General features: G+C 69.3%; 17 protein-coding genes and 1 tRNA gene. 5 read left to right on the top strand and 13 right to left on the bottom strand.

From position 1 onward, the window contains the following. Position 1: 1 nt before the first annotated feature. The 8 genes from hfq to dusB all read right to left on the bottom strand — a co-directional run bounded on the left by hfq (position 2) and on the right by dusB (position 10,575). Positions 2–235 carry an RNA chaperone Hfq gene (hfq, locus tag LV780_RS06705; protein WP_002719962.1) on the bottom strand — a complete coding sequence of 78 codons (234 nt, stop codon included), beginning with the start codon at positions 233–235 and terminating at the stop codon, positions 2–4. A gap of 157 nt (positions 236–392) precedes the next feature. Further along, positions 393–1,904, bottom strand: a complete 1,512-nt coding sequence (locus LV780_RS06700; RefSeq protein WP_011908517.1) for a potassium transporter TrkG — start codon at positions 1,902–1,904, stop codon at positions 393–395. Between the two features lies 1 nt (position 1,905). Further along, a complete protein-coding gene (trkA, locus tag LV780_RS06695) occupies positions 1,906–3,282 on the bottom strand; it encodes a Trk system potassium transporter TrkA (RefSeq protein WP_011908516.1) in 1,377 nt (458 codons plus the stop codon). A gap of 54 nt (positions 3,283–3,336) precedes the next feature. Beyond that, positions 3,337–4,767 (bottom strand): nitrogen assimilation response regulator NtrX, encoded by a 1,431-nt coding sequence (gene ntrX / locus LV780_RS06690; protein WP_011908515.1) that lies wholly within the window; start codon positions 4,765–4,767, stop codon positions 3,337–3,339. Continuing rightward, positions 4,764–7,025, bottom strand: a complete 2,262-nt coding sequence (locus LV780_RS06685; protein WP_108220169.1) for a sensor histidine kinase NtrY-like — start codon at positions 7,023–7,025, stop codon at positions 4,764–4,766. The genes ntrX and LV780_RS06685 overlap by 4 nt, the downstream gene beginning before the upstream one ends. A gap of 99 nt (positions 7,026–7,124) precedes the next feature. After that, on the bottom strand, positions 7,125–8,492 hold the full coding sequence (locus tag LV780_RS06680; RefSeq protein ID WP_011908513.1) for a response regulator: 1,368 nt from the start codon (positions 8,490–8,492) through the stop codon (positions 7,125–7,127). After that, positions 8,492–9,598: a two-component system sensor histidine kinase NtrB gene (locus LV780_RS06675; protein ID WP_101340678.1), complete on the bottom strand. Its 1,107-nt coding sequence runs from the start codon at positions 9,596–9,598 to the stop codon at positions 8,492–8,494. Before LV780_RS06675 ends, LV780_RS06680 begins: the two co-directional genes overlap by 1 nt. Next, positions 9,595–10,575: a tRNA dihydrouridine synthase DusB gene (gene dusB / locus LV780_RS06670; protein WP_101340679.1), complete on the bottom strand. Its 981-nt coding sequence runs from the start codon at positions 10,573–10,575 to the stop codon at positions 9,595–9,597. The genes LV780_RS06675 and dusB overlap by 4 nt, the downstream gene beginning before the upstream one ends. Positions 10,576–10,788: 213 nt before the next feature. Here dusB and ispD point away from each other — a divergent pair, with 213 nt between their 5' ends. From ispD to LV780_RS06650, 4 genes are all read left to right on the top strand, one after another. Next, the gene (gene ispD, locus LV780_RS06665; RefSeq protein WP_108220168.1) at positions 10,789–11,466 is read left to right on the top strand and encodes a 2-C-methyl-D-erythritol 4-phosphate cytidylyltransferase; all 678 of its coding nucleotides are present in this window, start codon (positions 10,789–10,791) and stop codon (positions 11,464–11,466) included. A 118-nt stretch (positions 11,467–11,584) separates the two neighbouring features. After that, a complete protein-coding gene (gene ispF / locus LV780_RS06660) occupies positions 11,585–12,064 on the top strand; it encodes a 2-C-methyl-D-erythritol 2,4-cyclodiphosphate synthase (RefSeq protein ID WP_011908509.1) in 480 nt (159 codons plus the stop codon). Next, positions 12,061–12,558, top strand: coding sequence for a phosphatidylglycerophosphatase A family protein (locus LV780_RS06655; RefSeq protein ID WP_108220167.1), 498 nt, complete (start codon positions 12,061–12,063; stop codon positions 12,556–12,558). The genes ispF and LV780_RS06655 overlap by 4 nt, the downstream gene beginning before the upstream one ends. Continuing rightward, positions 12,555–13,028 carry a CinA family protein gene (locus LV780_RS06650; RefSeq protein ID WP_108220166.1) on the top strand — a complete coding sequence of 158 codons (474 nt, stop codon included), beginning with the start codon at positions 12,555–12,557 and terminating at the stop codon, positions 13,026–13,028. The genes LV780_RS06655 and LV780_RS06650 overlap by 4 nt, the downstream gene beginning before the upstream one ends. Positions 13,029–13,148: 120 nt before the next feature. Here the strand turns inward: LV780_RS06650 and LV780_RS06645 are convergent. The 3 genes from LV780_RS06645 to LV780_RS06635 form a co-directional block, all read right to left on the bottom strand. Continuing rightward, a tRNA-Thr gene (locus LV780_RS06645) sits at positions 13,149–13,223 on the bottom strand. A 121-nt stretch (positions 13,224–13,344) separates the two neighbouring features. Beyond that, positions 13,345–15,018, bottom strand: a complete 1,674-nt coding sequence (locus LV780_RS06640) for an ABC transporter permease (RefSeq protein WP_108220165.1) — start codon at positions 15,016–15,018, stop codon at positions 13,345–13,347. 173 nt (positions 15,019–15,191) lie between these two features. Continuing rightward, positions 15,192–15,446: a DUF2312 domain-containing protein gene (locus LV780_RS06635; RefSeq protein WP_011908505.1), complete on the bottom strand. Its 255-nt coding sequence runs from the start codon at positions 15,444–15,446 to the stop codon at positions 15,192–15,194. Positions 15,447–15,605: 159 nt separating this feature from the next. Between LV780_RS06635 and LV780_RS06630 the strand changes: the two genes are divergently transcribed. Beyond that, on the top strand, positions 15,606–15,821 hold the full coding sequence (locus LV780_RS06630; RefSeq protein ID WP_108220164.1) for a hypothetical protein: 216 nt from the start codon (positions 15,606–15,608) through the stop codon (positions 15,819–15,821). Positions 15,822–15,899: 78 nt separating this feature from the next. On the opposite strand, the gene LV780_RS06625 is transcribed toward LV780_RS06630, so the two are convergent. Then, complete coding sequence (locus tag LV780_RS06625; protein WP_108220163.1) at positions 15,900–16,088, bottom strand: hypothetical protein; 189 nt, start codon at positions 16,086–16,088, stop codon at positions 15,900–15,902. Between the two features lie 17 nt (positions 16,089–16,105). Then, a complete protein-coding gene (locus LV780_RS06620) occupies positions 16,106–16,423 on the bottom strand; it encodes a TraR/DksA family transcriptional regulator (RefSeq protein ID WP_011908502.1) in 318 nt (105 codons plus the stop codon). Positions 16,424–16,558: the final 135 nt, after the last annotated feature.

Genomic DNA, 16,558 nt, shown 5'->3' with positions numbered 1-16,558 from the left:
ATCAGTCGTCGCCCTCGTAGAGGTTGATCGGTTGGCCGGGCATGATGGTCGAAATCGCGTGCTTGTAGACCAGCTGCGACTGTCCATCCCGGCGCAGCAGGACGCAGAAATTGTCGAACCAGGTAATCACGCCCTGCAGTTTAACACCGTTGATGAGAAAAATCGTTACCGGAACCTTTGCCTTTCTGACGTGGTTCAGAAAGGCGTCCTGCAAGTTTTGTTTATCGGCAGCCATCCGTTATCTTGCCTTTATGGTTGAGACGCTTCCGTCTTTCCTCGTTCCCCCCGGCTGCAATCCGACGGTCAGAATCAAGTATGGGCAGGACTCGCGGGAGATTCCAGTCCCAATAACAGATCCTTAGTTGAGTGCGGCAGGCCTGCCGCTTTTCCGCTCAGCGCCGCCAGCTTGCGGGAGCGAGAAGCGCGAGGATGGCCAGCGTTTCCATCCGGCCAACAACCATGGCCGCGCCGGCGATGATCTTGGCCGCCGGCCCCAGTTCGGCCCAGCGGATCGGCGTCTCGACGGCGAGGTCGGCCAGCGGCCCGGTCGTGGTCAGGGCCGCGATGCCAAGCACCATCGACCGCTCGAAATCGAGCCCCGCGAGACTCAGCGCCGCCGTCACCACCGCAATGGAGAAGGCAAAGAGCATGAAGAAGATCCAGGCCACATAGGCCCCTTCGCGGCGCAACCGGCGGGCGACCACGCCCTGCCCGCCGATCGAGCTGGGATGGACGATCCTCTCAAGCTCGCGCTCGGCGTGGCGGTAGAGCGCATAGACCCTGAGAAGTTTCACGCCCCCCGCCGTTGTGGCCACGCCGCCCCCCACGATGGCAAGGCCGATCAGGATCAGGCCGGGCGTGCCCAGCCCCGACCAGGAGCGCGAGGCGACCCAGTCGCGGGATTCGTAGCCGGTCGTCGTCAGGAACGAGAGCGTGGTGAAGAGCCCGCCCCACATGGCGCGCGCGGCAGCCGAGATGTTCTGCGTGTCCTCGGTCTCGATCGCGCCGATCCAGTGGCGCAGGAACAGCACCACGGGCACACCGAGCAGGAAGAAGAAGGCCATCATCACCTCGGGGTCGCGGTGGATGGGGGTATCCCGGTCCACCATGGCCGTGCCGGGCATCAGGCGGCGGGTCACGGCAAGGAACAGGAACAGGAAGATCAGGAGCTCGCCGGTAAAGCCCGCGCCGCCCGCCGTCATGGTCTCGATCGGCGAGATCCCGCTGGTCGAGAGGGTGCCCATCGCATGACACAGCCCCACCAGTCCGCTCTCGCCCGCCAGAAGCAGCATGGCCCAGAGCGCCAGGGTCAGCCCCGCATAGGCCGGGAACAGCGCGAGCGACTGACGCACCAGCCGCTCGGTCGGGTCGGCGATGCGCGTGATCTGGCTGGCCTGTTCGCGCCCCGGCGCATGGCCCGAGATCACCTCCATCCCGCCCAGGCTCAGCGGCGCCAGCACCGCCATCGCCGCCGTCAGCACGAAGAAGCCGCCCAGCCAGCCCACCAGCGCCCGCCACAGATGAACCGAGGCCGGCAGGCGCCCCGGCGTGTCGTAGAGCGTGGCCCCCGTCGTGGTGAAGGACGAGAGCATCTCGAACCAGGCGTTGGTGAAGCTCGTGTCCGGCACCGCCATCAGGAACGGCAGCGCCAGCATGGGCGGAAGGACGAGATAGGCGCCCACCAGGGTCGTCAGATGCGCCCGCGCCGCACGCGGCGGCGGCCGGTTCCCCGTGGCGATCGCCACCATGGCAATCAGGATGAGCAGGAAGGTGCCGGCATAGAAGAAGGCGCGCGCGACATCGTGCTCGCGCACCACGAGCGCATGGGCCGCGGGCACATACATCGAGGCGGCCCCGCCCGCCATCAGAACGACGATCAAGGGAACCGAGCCCGCGCCGCGCATGTCAGAAGAAGTCGATCGAGACCTGCAGGAGGCGCTCGACCTCCGGCACGTCGGCCGTCATGCAGAAGAGCGCGATCACGTCGCCGTCGTCCACCCGCAGGTCGCCCGTCGGCTTCAGCACCCGGTCGCCCTTCATCACCGCGCCCACCAGCACCCCCTCGGGGAAGTCGATGTCGCGGATGTGCCGCCCGGCCAGCGGCGAGGTCGAGAGCACCTGCGCCTCGATCACCTCGGCCTCGGCGTCCCCGATGGAATAGATCGCCCGCACCCGTCCGTGGCGGACGTGGCGCAGGATCGACGACACGGTGGTGGCGCGCGGGTTGATGTAGGCGTCGATGTCGAGCGCCTGCATGATCGGCAGCAGCGTCGGATCGTTCACAAGGACGATCGCCATCGGGCAGCCCGCCTGCTTGGCGCGGATCGCGGCGAGGATGTTGGTCTTGTCGTCATCCGTCACCGCAAGCACGGCGTCGGCGCGGTCGATGTTGGCCTCCATCAGCAGGTCCATGTCGAGGCCGTCGCCGTTCAGCACGATGGTCCGCTCCAGCCCGTCGGCGGCGATCTCGGCCTTGGCGCGGTTGCGCTCGATCACCTTGACGCGCACCCGGTCGGCCCGCGCCTCGAGCGCCTTGGCCACCGCAAGTCCCACGTTGCCGCCGCCGATCACGATGATCCGCTCCTGCTTGCGCGAGGTCTTGCCGAAGATGTCGAGCGTGCGGGCCACATCCTCGGAATGGGCGAAGGCATAGACCTCGTCGCCCGCGAAAAGCTGGTCGCCCGGCTCGGGCACGAACAGCCGCCCCTCGCGCCGCACGCCCACCACGATGGCGCGGAGGTTGGTGAACAGCTCGTTGAGCTGCCTCAGCGGCGTGTTCAGCACCGGGCAGTCCTCGTCGAGCGCGACGCCCAGCAGCTGGGCCTTGCCCTCCATGAAACTCTCGGTGTCGAAGGTCGAGGGCGCGGCGAGGCGCTGAAGCGCGGCCTCGGCCACCTCCTTCTCGGGCGAGATCACCACGTCGATGGGCAGGTGGTCGCGGCGGTAGAGATCCGAATAGATCGCGTCGAGGTAGCTCTGCGCCCGCAGGCGCGCGATCTTGCGCGTGATGCCGAAGATCGAATGGGCCACCTGACAGGTGACCATGTTGACCTCGTCGGAATGGGTGGCCGCAATGATCATGTCGGCGTCGCGTGCGCCCGCCTTTTCCAGCACGTCGGGATAGGAGGCGAAGCCCACCACGCCCTGCACGTCGAGCGTGTCGGTGGCCCGCCGCACGAGATCGGCGTTCATGTCCACCACGGTCACGTCGTTCCGTTCGCCCGAGAGGTGTCGCGCGATCTGCCAGCCGACCTGGCCCCCGCCGCAGATGATCACCTTCATGTCACGGACTCCGCACTGTCAGGCCCACCTGCTTCGCAGAATGGCTGGCCGCGGTCAATCGGGCGCCCCGAGCGCCTCCTCCTCGTCCTCGAAATCATCCTCGATCCGCGCCAGCCGGCTGCCGCCCTTGGCGGTCGTGACCACGCCGAGGGACTTCAGCTTGCGATGCAGCGCCGAGCGCTCCATGCCGACGAAGGCCGCCGTCCGGCTGATGTTGCCGCCAAAACGGTTGATCTGGGTGAGAAGATACTCGCGCTCGAACAGCTCGCGCGCCTCGCGCAGCGGAAGGGTCGCCAGCGCCCCGCCGAGGATGAGCCGCCCCTCCTCGCCGGGGGCGTCGTTGCCCGGCAACTCGCGCGCCTCGATCGGCCCGGAGCCGTCGCCGAGGATCAGCACCCGCTCGATCACGTTGCGCAGCTGGCGCACGTTGCCCGGCCAGAGCATCGTCTGCAGCATCGCCTCGGCCTCGCCCGTCAGGCTGCGCAGGGGCAGGCCCTGACTGCGGTGGAACATCTCGATGAAATGCCGGGCCAGCATCGGGATGTCCTCGCGCCGGTCGGCCAGCGCCGGCACCTCGATCGGCACCACGTTCAGCCGGTCGTAAAGCTCTTGCCGGAAGCGGCCGGCGGCGATCTCCGCCCGCAGGTCGCGCGTGGTCGAGGAGATCACCCGCAGATCGACGCGCACCTTGTCGGTGCCCCCCTGCCGGGTGAACTGCTGTTCGGTCAGCACGCGCAGGATCTTGGACTGCGTGCCCGGCGGCATGTCGGCCACCTCGTCGAAATAGACGATCCCGCCATGCGCCTGCTCCAGCAGCCCCTGTTCGATCCCCCGATCCGGGGTCTCGCGGCCAAAGAGCACCTCCTCCATGCGGTCGGGCTGGACCGTGGCCGACGAGACCGAGACGAAGGGTCCACCCGCGCGGCCCGAGTTGGAATGGATGAAGCGGGCCGCCATCTCCTTGCCCGACCCCGCCGGCCCCGAGAGCATGACCCGCCCGTTCGATTTCGTGACCTTCTCGAGCTGCGACCGCAGCAGCCGGAAGGCGGGCGAGGCGCCGAGCATCTCGGCCGTGCTGGTGTCGCGGCGGCGCAGTTCGCTGTTCTCGCGGCGCAGACGCGCCGTTTCCATCGCGCGCTGCACCACCACCATCAGCTGGTCAATGTTGAACGGCTTTTCGATGAAGTCGTAGGCGCCCTGCTTGATCGCGGCGACCGCGATCTCGATGTTGCCGTGGCCCGAGATGATCACCACCGGCACGTCCGGGTTGTCGCGCTTCGTCCGCTTGAGGATGTCGATCCCGTCCATCCGGCTGTCCTTGAGCCAGATGTCCAGGATCATCAGCGCGGGCGGCTCGGCGTTGATCGCGGCCATGCATTCGTCCGAATTGGCCGCCAGGCGGATCTGGAAGCCCTCGTCGCGCAGGATATCCCCGACAAGTTCGCGGATGTCGCGCTCGTCATCGACGATCAGAATGCTGCTCATTTTTCCTCCAGTATCGCTTCGCTGGCCCTTGCGGCCCGCGCCCGGCTGCGCAGGATGCGGGGCAGCCGGATCTCCGCCATGGCCCCGCGGTGCCCGTCCTCGAAAAAGGCTTCGGCATCGGCAAGGGTCAGGATGCCGCCATGTTCCTCGATGATCTTCTTGACGATGGGCAGGCCGAGGCCCGTGCCCTTCTCGCGCGTCGTCACATAGGGCTCGAACAGCCGCGTCCGGTCGGGCGGCAGGCCCGTGCCATTGTCCGAGATGCGGATCAGGGCCTGATCCTCGTCCACCGCAAGGCTCACCCGGATTTCGCCCCGCCAGTCCGCTTGCTCATTTTCCGATCGTGCTTCAATGGCTTCTCCGGCGTTCTTCATCAGGTTTGTCAACGCCTGCCCGATCATGGTCGTGTCGATGTCGATCAGCCAGGCCTCGGCGGGCAGCGCGGCCCGGATCCGCACGCCGGGTTGGCCCGCCTCCTGCAACAGCACCGCGTCGCGGACCAGCTTCACCAGATCCGCCTCGCGCCGGTCCGGCTCGGGCATCCGCGCGAACTTCGAGAATTCGTCCACGATCCGCCGCAGATCGTTGGTCTGGCGGATGATCACATCGGCATACTGGTCGAGATCGCCCGCCTGCTCTCCGACCAGCGGGCGGAACTTGCGCTTGATCCGCTCGGCCGAGAGTTGGATCGGCGTCAGCGGGTTCTTGATCTCGTGCGCGATGCGCCGCGCCACGTCGCCCCAGGCCGCCATCCGCTGCGCCGAGACCAGATCGGTCACATCGTCAAAGGCCACCACATAGCCCTCGAGCCGCCCGCTCTCGGTGCGCCGCGGGCTCATGCGGACCAGAAGGCTCTCCATCCGGCCCTTGCGGATCAGGCGGATCTCTTCCTGCACGGCCGCCCCCGTCTCGCGCAGCCGCTCGAAGAGCGCGGCGAACTCGGGGACCGCGACCGAGAGCGGCAGGTTCCCCGCCTCGGGCAGCTCCAGCAGCCGCTCGGCCGCGCGGTTGATGAAATCGACCTGCCCCACGGCATCGAGCCCGATCACCCCCGCCGTCACCGACGAGAGCACCGAATCGAACAGCCGCCGCCTCCGCTCGGTCTGGCGGTTGTTGTCCATCAGCGCGTCGCGCTGGCCCTTGAGCTGCCGGGTCATCTGGTTGAAGAGCCGCCCCAGCATGGCGATCTCGTCGTCGCCCTCCTCCTCGACCACCTGCACGTCGAGATCCCCCGCCCCCACGCGCTGCGCGGCGCCGGCCAGCCGGCCCACCGGACGCGAGAGGCGCTCGGCGAACCACAGGCCCAGCCAGACCGCCGCGAGGATCAGGATCAGCGCGAACCCGAGGTAGAGCAGTCCGAACTCGAACAGCATCCGGCCGCGTTCGGCCTCGAGCTGGTGGTAGAGCACGACGGTCTCGCGCGTGTCGTCGAGAAGGCTCAGGATCGAGCCGTCCACCGTGCGCGAGACATAGAGGAAGCGGTCCGGGAAGGCCTCGAGATGCACCAGAGCGCGGAACTCGTTGTTGGCCCAGTCCTGGATCAGGGCGGTTTCGCCGGAACGGGCGCGTTCGATATCCTCGGCTGCGGGTTTCTCGAAGTCGAAGAGATAGCTGCGCTCGCCGCGCGTGCGCAGCTCGCCGCCGCCGTCGATCAGGAAGGCCTCGCGCAGGCCGCGCTGGATCCGGTCCTGGCCCTGCGACAGCAGCGGGCGCAACTGGTCGTCGCGCAGGAAGAAGGTCGATTGCTTGGCCACGTTGAGATAGGCCGCCAGCGCCTCGGCATCCTCGATCAGGTCGCGCCGGTGCTCTTCCTGATAGGCTTCGGCCGCGTTCAGCGACGCCCCCACCACCTGCCGCACCCGGTCCGAGAACCAGCCCTCGATGCCCACGTTCACCGTCAGCATGGCGAAGACCGCCACCAGCACCGTGGGCACCAGCGCCAGCACCGCGAAAGTTCCCACGAGCCGCAGATGCAGCCGCGACCCCGCCGACTGGCTGCGCCGGTCCGAGACCATGCGCGCGATCCGCGCGATCACCAGCGCCGCCACCACGAGCACATAGACGAGATCGGCCAGCAGCACGAACCGCAGGCCGGGCGAGTTCGCCCCCTGGTTCATCGGCCCCAGAGCAAGGAAGGTCGCCAACGCCAGAACCGGCCCCAGCATGACCAGCCCGAAGGCCGCCGCATTCTGGAAACGCCGCTGCCGGCGCCAGCGCGCCAGCTTGATCCAGGTGTTGCTGCGCGCAGCAGTCCGCACGGATGGTCTGTCCTGCCTCTCGGGGGGCGGTTGGGCCGCCCTCCCCGTTTCAGGCGCTGACCGGGTTCGTGCCCGCGTGCAACGCCGCCTGTTGCCGTTTTACATCAGCTTGCGGCGGCGTGTCACGCGAATATCGAGATCGGTGATCTTCTTGCGCAAGGTATTGCGGTTGATCCCCAGCAGATCGGCACATTTCGCCTGGTTGCCGGCCGTCGCATCCAACGCGATCTCGATCAGCGGCGCCTCGACCTCGCGCAGGATGCGCTGATAGACGCCGGGCGGCGGCAGCGCGCCTCCGTGCAGGTCGAAATAGCGCCGCAGATGCCGCGCGACCGAGGACGAGAGCTTCTCGCCCTCGCCGCCGCCCTTCAAGGGCTCCATCGCGGGCTGGTTGCCCAGCACCGCCTCGACCTCGATCCGGGTGATCTCGGCCTCGGCCGAGGTGACCATCAGCCGCCGGAGCGTGTTTTCCAGCTGTCGGACGTTGCCGGGCCAGCTGTAGGCGCGCACCAGGTCGCGCGCGTCGTTCGACAGACGCCGCGTCGTGCCCAGATCGCGCTCGCCGCGGGCCAGGAAGTGATCGGCCAGAAGCGGGATGTCGTCCACCCGCTCGCGCAGCGAGGGCACTTGGAGCGTGACCCCGCCCAGCCGGTAATAGAGATCCTGCCGGAACGACCCGCCCTCCAGCCGCGAGGCCAGATCCACCTGGCTCGTGGACATGATCCGGGGGGCATTGTCGCCCATCATGTCGAGCATCCGCACGATCCGGGCCTGCGTCTCCTCGTCGTAGTCGGCCACCTCGTCGAAGACCAGACTGCCGCCCTTGGCGCGGGCCAGCAGCGAGGCCGGCCCCTCGACCCCCTGCAGGTCCGCCGCCTGCGCCACCACGAAGGGCAGCGTCCGGCGGTCCGAGAAATCGTGGATCGCGCGCGCGATCAGCGACTTTCCGGTCCCCGACTCGCCGGTGATCAGCACCGGCAGGTCCGTATTCATCACCCGCGCCACGAGGCGGTAGAGCGCCTGCATCGCCTGCGTGCGGCCGACAAGCGGCAGGTCGTCGCCCGCCTCGCGCGGAGGGGCGGCTTTGTTGACCGGCGCACGGCGCTTCATGTCGAGCGCGCGGGCCGAACGTTTCATCAGGTCGGGCAGGTCGAAGGGCTTGGGCAGGTAGTCGTAGGCCTCGGCCTCGGCCGCCTGGATCGCCGTCATGATCGTGTTCTGCGCCGAGATCACGATCACCGGCAGGCCGGGGCGCAGCTTCGAGATCCGCGGCAGCGCCTCGAGCCCGTTGCCGTCGGGCATGACGACGTCCGAGATCACGAGGTCGCCCTTGCCCTCCTCGACCCAGCGCATCAGCGTCATGAGGCTGGAGGTCGCGTGCACCTTGCACCCCGCCCGCGTGAGCGCCTGCGTCAGCACCGTGCGGATCGTGCGATCGTCGTCCGCCACCAGAACAGTGCCGTCCATCACTTCACCTCCATGTCATTCAGCGCCGCTTCCCGGGGCGCGACCGGCAGCGAAACCCGGAAGACGGTGCGTCCGGGCGCTGAATCGACGGAAATCAGCCCGCCGTGATCCGATATGATCTTGTTGACCAGCGCGAGGCCCAGCCCCGTGCCATTCTCGCGCCCCGAAACGAAGGGCTCGAAGATCTCCTTGGCGATGTCGGGCGAGATGCCCGGCCCGTCGTCGATGATCTCGACCTGCAGGGGCAGCGCCCCGCCCGATCCGTCGCTCCGCCGCAGCCGGAGCGAGATGTCGTAGAAGGTGCGCAGCCGGATGCGGCCGCCCTGCGGGCCCGCCGCCTCGGATGCGTTCTTGATCAGGTTGAGAAAGACCTGCATCAGCTGGTCGGGATCGGCGTAGGTCGCGGGCAGCGAGGGGTCATATTCCTCGGTGATCCGCATCCGGGCCGCAAAGCCCACCGCCGCCGAACGCCGCGCGCGGTCGAGCGCGTCATGGATGTTCACCGGCCGCCGCTCGGGCGGACGCAGATTGCCGAACTGTTCCACCTGCTCCAGCAGCTTCACGATGCGGCGCGTCTCCTCGACGATCAGATCGGCCAGTTCCCGGTCCTCGGGGGCGAGGTTCATGGCGATCAGCTGCGCCGCGCCCGAAATGCCCGCCAGCGGGTTCTTGATCTCGTGCGCCAGCATCTCGGCCATGCCGATGGCGGATTTCGCCGCCGACTTGGCGGCCGTCGCCCGCCCCAGCCGGTCGGCGATCTCGCGCGGCGAGATGAGCAGCATGACGACCTCGGCATTGTCGTGCAACGGCGCGATCTGGATGTTGCACTGGACCGGCGGACGCTCGCCGGAGGTCACGTCCACGTCGTTGATGAAGATCGGCGACTGGTTGATCCGGGCCCGCGTGACCGCCTCTTCCACCGGCGCGTCGATCGTCAGCCGGTCGAAGGCGGGTTGGCCCTGCAGGCTTCGCGACGAGGCATTCAGGAAGGCCTCCGCCGCCGGGTTCGATTCGATAATCAGGCCCTCGGGATTGATCAGCACCGCCGGCAGCGGCAGGCTGGCCCAGATCACGCCGGGGACCGGATAGGGCGAACGAAAGCTCATGCGGCAACCCTTTCCTGCGCACCGAACGCCTGCCGCAGCAGCCGGACCACCTGCGCCGGGTCGGTGCCGGTCACGATGGGGCCGCGGTGCGCGGCGAGGCCCGCGGCCTCGAGATACCAGTTCAGATGCTTGCGCGCGACGCGCAGCCCGAGGTCACGGCCGTAGAAGGAGAGCATCTCCTCGTAATGGGCCACGACCAGATCGGCGAGCGCGGCCCCGAAGGGCGCATCGGGCAACGCCCGGCCCTCGAGCGCGGCCGCAATGCGGCCGAGCAGCCACGGACGGCCCTGCGCCCCGCGCCCGACCATGACCCCCGCCGCCTCCGAGGCCTCGAGCGCCGCCCGCGCCTCCTCCGGCCCGGTGATGTCGCCGTTGGCCACCACCGGCACCGAGACCGCCTCGACCACCGGGCGGATCGCGGCCCAGTCGGCGCGGCCGGTGTAGAACTGGCAGCGCGTGCGGCCGTGGATCGTGATCATCGCCACGCCCGCGGCTTCGGCCCGGCGCGCGATCTCGGGCGCGTTCAGCATCCCCTCGTCCCAGCCGAGCCGCATCTTGAGCGTGACCGGCACCGTCACCGCCGCCACCACCGCCTCGACCAGCGCGAGCGCCCGGTCCGGCTCGCGCATCAGCGCCGAGCCCGACCAGCCGTTCGTGACCCGTTTGGCCGGGCAGCCCATGTTGATGTCGATGATCCGCGCGCCCTGCGCCTCGACCAGCCGCGCGGCCTCGGCCATCCAGTGCGGATCGCAGCCCGCCAGCTGCACCGCCGTCCGGCCCTCGGCCGCGCCGATCTCGGCCCGCGCCCGCGCCTCGGTGCCCGCGCAGACCATCTCGCGGCTGGCCACCATCTCGGACACGACGAGCCCCGCGCCGAAGCGCACGGCCAGCCGCCGAAAGGGAAGATCCGTTATTCCCGCCATCGGCGCGAGGAGCACCGGCGGATCCACCGGAAGCTGAGCGATGCGAAGGGCCAATTGCCTATTCCTTGTGCGTCAGCCCTCAGTTACGGCCAGCTGAGGCAGAAGACAATTCGGCGCGTCGCGGGCCTGCCGGAAAAGCGTGCTTTGCATAATTTTTAGGCGTCTTTGATGAAACTGCTGACTCTCCGTAGCCGGGCCGCGACAGGAGGGTCGATTGTCTCGGGCGGCGCCTTCGCATAGAGGTTCGGGCAGAGGGATGACGGGATCATGACGACAGCCGCAATCATCGTGGCCGCCGGACGCGGCACAAGGGCGGGCGGAGACCTGCCCAAGCAGTGGCAGCTTCTGGCCGGGCAGCCCGTGGTGGCCCGCACGCTCGCGGCCTTTCGCGCCGCGCCGGGCGTGCACCGGACGCTTCTCGTGATCCACCCGGACGATCGCGCACGGGCCGAGGCCCTGCCCGACGTGGCCGAGGGGGCCGTCGAGCTGGTCGAGGGCGGCGCCTCGCGGGATGCCTCGGTGCGCAACGCGCTCGAGGCGCTGGCGGGCCGCGGCGTCAAACACGTGCTGATCCATGACGGCGCGCGCCCGCTGGTGGCACAGGCGCTCATCGCCCGGATGATCGAGGCGCTGGACGCCTCTCCCGGTGCGGCCCCCGCCGTGCCGGTGAGCGATGCGCTCTGGCGCGGTGAGGGCGGGCGCGTCGTGGGCACGCAGGACCGCACCGGCCTCTTCCGGGCCCAGACGCCGCAAGCCTTCCGCTTCGAGGCGATCCTTGCGGCCCACCGTGCCCATCCGGGCGGCGCGGCCGACGATGTCGAGGTGGCGCGCGCCGCAGGCCTCGAGGTCGCCATCGTCGAAGGCTGCGAGGACAATCTGAAAGTGACCTACCCCGGCGATTTCGCGCGGGCCGAGCGGCTGCTGACCGCGCGCCCGGCCCCCTGACGCCGCCGGACCTCCGGCCTTCGCGGGCGGAGGTCGGCCGAGACACCGCCGGCCCCGATGGGTCGGCCCATGACCCCGCCGGTCCGACCGGCGGCCCCAGACGAACGAGGAGACTGGAATGGACATCCGCACCGGCAATGGCTTTGACGTGCACGCCTTCGGCCCCGGCGACCATGTGTGGCTCTGCGGGGTGCGCGTGCCGCATCACCGTGGCCTGATCGGCCATTCGGACGCCGATGTGGGGATGCACGCGCTCACGGATGCGATCTATGGCGCGCTGGCCGAGGGCGACATCGGCGTTCATTTCCCGCCTTCGGATCCGCAATGGAAAGGCGCCGCCTCGCGCATCTTCCTCGAACATGCCATGGGCCGGATCGCGGCCCGCGGCTTCACGCTGGCCAACTGCGACGTGACGCTGATCTGCGAGCGCCCGAAGATCGGCCCGATGGCCCCCGCCATGCGCGAGGCCCTCGCCGCGATCATGGGGGTCGAGGTGGGCCGGATCTCGGTCAAGGCCACCACCTCGGAAAAGCTGGGCTTCACGGGCCGCGAGGAAGGCATTGCCTGCATCGCCACCGCCACGCTCCTGCAGGCATGAGGGTCTCGCACGCGATCTGCATCGGGGGCGGGATCGGCCTGCTGAAGCCCGCGCCCGGCACCTGGGCCGCCGCCCTCGCGGTGGCGGCGGGGCTGGTGCTGCACGGGCTCGGCAGCTTCCCCCTGCTGCTGGCCGCCACGCTCGCCGCCTGCGCGCTCGGTCTCTGGGCCGCGCGGCAAGAGCTGAAGCTGCGCCCCCACGCCGACCCGCCCGAGTTCGTCATCGACGAGATCGCGGGCCAGTGGATCGCGCTCTCGTTTCCCTCCTTCGGCTTCTGGCTGATGGGGCTCGACAGCTGGAACTTCCCCTATCCGGGGTGGCTGGCGGCCTTCCTGTTCTTCCGCCTCTTCGATATCTGGAAACCGGGCCCGATCGGGCGGCTCGACCGGCGCGAGGACTGGGTGGGGTTGATGGCCGACGACCTGCTGGCGGGCGTCTTCGCGGGCGTGGCGACCATGATCGCGGCCGGCATCGCCCATGGGGTGCTGATGTGAGCCCGGCCGAACTCCTCGCGCTCGCGCGGGCGAAGTCGGCCCGGATCGCCACCGCCGAGAGCTGCACGGGCGGCATGATCTCGGCCGCGCTGACCGATGTGGCAGGCTCGTCCGACGTGTTCGACCGGGGGTTCGTGACCTACTCCAACGCCGCGAAGGTGGCGATGCTGGGCGTGGCCCCCGAGACGCTCGCGCGCGTCGGCGCCGTATCCGAGGAGGTTGCGCGCGAGATGGCCGAGGGCGCGCTGGCGCGCTCGCAGGCCACGCTGGCGGTGGCGGTCACCGGCATCGCCGGCCCCGGCGGGTCCGAGTTCAAGCCCGAGGGGCGGGTCTGCTTCGGCCTCGCGCGTTGCGGCGGCCCGACCTTCGTGGAAACGGTGGAGTTCGGCCCCCTCGGACGGGCCGAGGTGCGGCGTGCGTCGGTCGAACGGGCGCTGGCCCTGCTCGCCACTGCGCTTGCCGAAGTCTGAGACGTCACCCTTGCCGGCGCACCAGCCGCGGCACGCAACCTCCGCAACGGATGCGCTGATCCGGCAACCGTAGTGCGAGACATCGGGCGACGCGAACCTGCCCTCTGGCAGAGAGGAGAATGGTGCCGGCGGAGGGGATCGAACCCCCGACCTTCGGTTTACAAAACCGCTGCACTACCGCTGTGCTACACCGGCCAAGGCGGATACCTCCGCTCGGACCGCGTGGCAGGAACGATCTGCCGGCCGCTGTCCGGCGCCACGGGCGAGCCCGCAGCACCCGCTTCCGATAGCGCGCCGCGGCGGGCGGCGCAAGACCTCACCGCACGCGGTTGGCCCGCGCCAGAAGCGCCACCGCGGCAATCCCCACCAGCATCACAAGCAACGCGGCCGGCGCAGCCTCGCCCAGCCGCTCGAGGCTCGCCTGCTCGTGCGCGCGCGTGGCGAGCGTGTTGTAGTTGAACGGCCGCAGAAGCAGCGTCGCGGGCAACTCCTTCACGCAATCGACGAAGACCACCAGCAGCGCCGTCGCCACCGAACCGCGCATCAGCGGCAGATAGACCCGGCCCAGCACCGCTCCCGGCCCCCGCCCGAGCGACCGCGCCGCCATCGGCAGGCTGGGCGAGATCCGGCCAAAGGCCGAATCCACCGCGCCCTGGGCCACCCCGAAGAAGCGCACCATGTAGGCCAGCACCAGCGCCGCCGCCGTCCCCGTCAGCAGAAGGCCCGGATCGCGGCCCGTCACCGCGGCCACCGCATCGGCAAGCCGGTGATCGAGGGCGGCCAGCGGGATCAGCAGGCCAAGGGCAAGCACGGCACCCGGCGCGGCGTAGCCCAGCAGCGTGAGCGGCAGCACCAGCCGCGGCAACCCCCGACGCGCGAGACGCACGCCATAGACGAGAAACACCGCCCCACCCACGGTCAGGACCGCGGCGACCCCTCCCACCGTCAGCGTGTTGGCCAGCGCGCGCGTCAGGCCCGGCGAGGTCCAGGCGTCCGGCTTGCGCAGCGCATGGTTCAGCATGACCCCCACCGGCAGCAGGAAGCCCATCGCCACCGGCAGGGCGCAGAGCGCAGAGGCCCCCCACCCGCGCACGCCCCGCAGGCGCACGGGCTGGATCGGACGCGCCCCCCGCGACATGCGGTGAAAGCGCGCGTTCCGGCGCCCGATCCGCTCGAGCGCCAGCAGCAGGAAGATCAGCACCAGCACCACGCCCGCGATCTGCGCCGCTCCGCCCGCGTTGCCGGCTGTCAACCAGACCGAGAAGATGCCGGTGGTCAGCGTCTGCACACCGAAATGCTCGACCGTGCCGAAGTCGGCGACGGTCTCCATCATGGCCAGCGCCACGCCCGCGGCGATGGCGGGCCGGGCCAGCGGCAGGCCCACGCGGAAGAAGAGCCCCCACGGGCCCTTGCCCAACGCCCGCGCCACCTCGTAGGAGGCGCCCGACTGCTCGCGGAAGGCCGCCCGCGCCAGGAGATAGACGTAAGGGTAAAGCGCCGAGGACAGGACGAGGATCGCGGCCCACCGCGACCGGACCTCGGGGAACCAGTAGTCGCGCGCCGACTGCCAGCCGGCCAGCCCGCGAAGCGTGGTCTGCAGCGCGCCCGAATAGTCGAAGAAATCCGCCAGCGCATAGGCGCCGATGTAGGCGGGAATGGCCAGCGGAAACAGCAGCGCATGATCCAGGACGCGCGCGCCGGGAAAGCGATACATGGTGACAAGCCAGGCCGCACCCGTTCCGACCGCCGCCGTCAGCGCCGCCACCCCCGTCATCAGCACGAGCGTGTTGGTCAGGTAGCGCGGCAGAACCGACGACAGCAGGTGCGGCCAGATGTTCTCGACCGGATGAAAGGCAATCCACACGATCGAGACGATCGGCATCAGCACGAGCGTCGCGATGACCAGCGCGCCCAGGGACCAACCGTCAGGCCGAGGCAGCCGCAGGCTCTTGCGCGGGGCGCGCAGATCCGAGGGGCGGGGGTCGATCATGCCTGCCGCATAGCCGAAAGCCGTTTTCCTGTCCAGAAAAGCCCGCGCGATTCCCGATCGTCTTCACGCGCAGCCGGTTGCGGATCCTGTCGCGATCTGCAACCCGGCCATGTCGCTTCGCTGCCCGGGGGCGCCTTGCTCGCCCGAGACGGGCGCACGGCCCCGCCGGCCGCTCAGGCCATCCCGAGGGCGTTCTTGTAGAGTTCAAGGATGGTCTCTTCCTCGGCGATGTCGTCGGGCTTGCGCTTGCGCAGCGCCACGACCTTCTTCATCACCTTGGTGTCGTAGCCGCGGCCCTTGGCCTCCGCCATCAGCTCCTTTTGCTGCTCGGTGACATCCTTCTTCTCGGCCTCGAGCTGCTCGTACCGCTCGATGAACTGGCGCAGTTCGTCGGCGGTGACGTTGTAGGAATCCAGCGGGTCGCTCATCTCTCTGCCTCTTGGTCTCGTTTGCGCCCCTCCTATCGCGGGCCGGGGTGCCGGATCAAGCGGCACAAGGACGGTGCCGGTCACGACCGCCGGGCGAGCACCCTTGCCAGCGGCCGTCCGCTCGGCTAGGCCCGCCTCGCAATCCAGCGGGAGACAGGCATGGAATGGATGATCTGGATCGGAGCCGCGATCTCGCTCGCCGGTGTCGGCGGGCTCGTCTGGTGCATCTGGCTGGCGCTGTCGGCGCGTCGCTCGGGCCTGCCCGATGCCGAGATGCGCGATCGTCTGCAGCGCGTCGTGGTGCTGAACCTCGCCGCGCTGGGGGTTTCGGCCATCGGCCTCATGTGTGTGGTCGTGGGCATCCTGCTCGGCTGACGGCCTGACGGCCGCCGCGAAGAGGCGGCCCGCATTCGGGCGAGAGTGCCTTTCGGGATCCCCCCGCAGGGCCCGCCGTCACACCGGCATGTTGTCGAAGCCGGCCTCGATTTCGGCGTCGGTGCGATCCACGGGCGGAAGCACAAGCGCCAGCCCCTGCATCTCGGCCAGCAGGTGGGCCAGCCCCTCCGTCGCGGTGTCGGCCGGATCGGCAGCGGGGGTCTCGGGCACGGGCTGAACCAGGGCCGGTTTTCTCGCGGTCAACATCTTTCCTCCTTCGCCGGTCATCCGGCGCAGTTGCGGCAGAACGGCGTGTAGGGCAGCACGTCCAGCCGGGCGTCGCCGATCGGGGCGCCGCACTTCATGCAGTAGCCATATTCATCCGCCTCGATGCGGGCGAGCGCCGCCATGATCGCGCGGATCTCCTGCTGTCCCGAGTTCCCCATGCTCTCGAGCACCTCCTCGGTCTCGCGCTCGGTGGCGAGTTCCTCCCAGTCGCGGGAGTTGTGCGAGTCGAGCTCGGCCTCGATCCCCTCAAGCCGCGCACCCAGATCGGCAAGCCGGGCCTCGAGTTGGCTCTTGCGTCTGGCGATGTCGATCATGGCGCACCTCCTGTGGTGGAGCGAGGTTAGGCGAAGGTCCGGGATGCCTCCTTGATGCAGGTCAATGATTTAAGCTCGGCGGGGCGCCCACGGCGCCACTCGCCGCCGACGGCTTTCCTCTTTCGGCGCCGGGCG

Source organism: Cereibacter azotoformans (assembly GCF_021391315.1).
In the GTDB taxonomy this organism is placed as follows: Bacteria; Pseudomonadota; Alphaproteobacteria; order Rhodobacterales; family Rhodobacteraceae; genus Cereibacter_A; species Cereibacter_A azotoformans.
The sequence above is the reverse complement of the archived record's forward strand: the minus strand, read 5'-3'. Positions and strand labels throughout refer to the sequence as shown.

Excerpts from the sequence above, each read along its gene's own strand:
- LV780_RS06630 (WP_108220164.1), top strand. The coding sequence starts at position 15,606 with ATGGAATGGATGATCTGGATCGGAGCCGCGATCTCGCTCGCCGGTGTC.
- LV780_RS06675 (WP_101340678.1), bottom strand. The coding sequence starts at position 9,598 with ATGAGCTTTCGTTCGCCCTATCCGGTCCCCGGCGTGATCTGGGCCAGC.
- LV780_RS06640 (WP_108220165.1), bottom strand. The coding sequence starts at position 15,018 with ATGATCGACCCCCGCCCCTCGGATCTGCGCGCCCCGCGCAAGAGCCTG.
- LV780_RS06635 (WP_011908505.1), bottom strand. The coding sequence starts at position 15,446 with ATGAGCGACCCGCTGGATTCCTACAACGTCACCGCCGACGAACTGCGC.
- LV780_RS06625 (WP_108220163.1), bottom strand. The coding sequence starts at position 16,088 with ATGTTGACCGCGAGAAAACCGGCCCTGGTTCAGCCCGTGCCCGAGACC.
- ntrX (WP_011908515.1), bottom strand. The coding sequence starts at position 4,767 with ATGAGCAGCATTCTGATCGTCGATGACGAGCGCGACATCCGCGAACTT.
- LV780_RS06700 (WP_011908517.1), bottom strand. The coding sequence starts at position 1,904 with ATGCGCGGCGCGGGCTCGGTTCCCTTGATCGTCGTTCTGATGGCGGGC.
- LV780_RS06680 (WP_011908513.1), bottom strand. The coding sequence starts at position 8,492 with ATGGACGGCACTGTTCTGGTGGCGGACGACGATCGCACGATCCGCACG.
- ispD (WP_108220168.1), top strand. The coding sequence starts at position 10,789 with ATGACGACAGCCGCAATCATCGTGGCCGCCGGACGCGGCACAAGGGCG.
- LV780_RS06655 (WP_108220167.1), top strand. The coding sequence starts at position 12,061 with ATGAGGGTCTCGCACGCGATCTGCATCGGGGGCGGGATCGGCCTGCTG.
- LV780_RS06620 (WP_011908502.1), bottom strand. The coding sequence starts at position 16,423 with ATGATCGACATCGCCAGACGCAAGAGCCAACTCGAGGCCCGGCTTGCC.
- hfq (WP_002719962.1), bottom strand. The coding sequence starts at position 235 with ATGGCTGCCGATAAACAAAACTTGCAGGACGCCTTTCTGAACCACGTC.
- trkA (WP_011908516.1), bottom strand. The coding sequence starts at position 3,282 with ATGAAGGTGATCATCTGCGGCGGGGGCCAGGTCGGCTGGCAGATCGCG.
- ispF (WP_011908509.1), top strand. The coding sequence starts at position 11,585 with ATGGACATCCGCACCGGCAATGGCTTTGACGTGCACGCCTTCGGCCCC.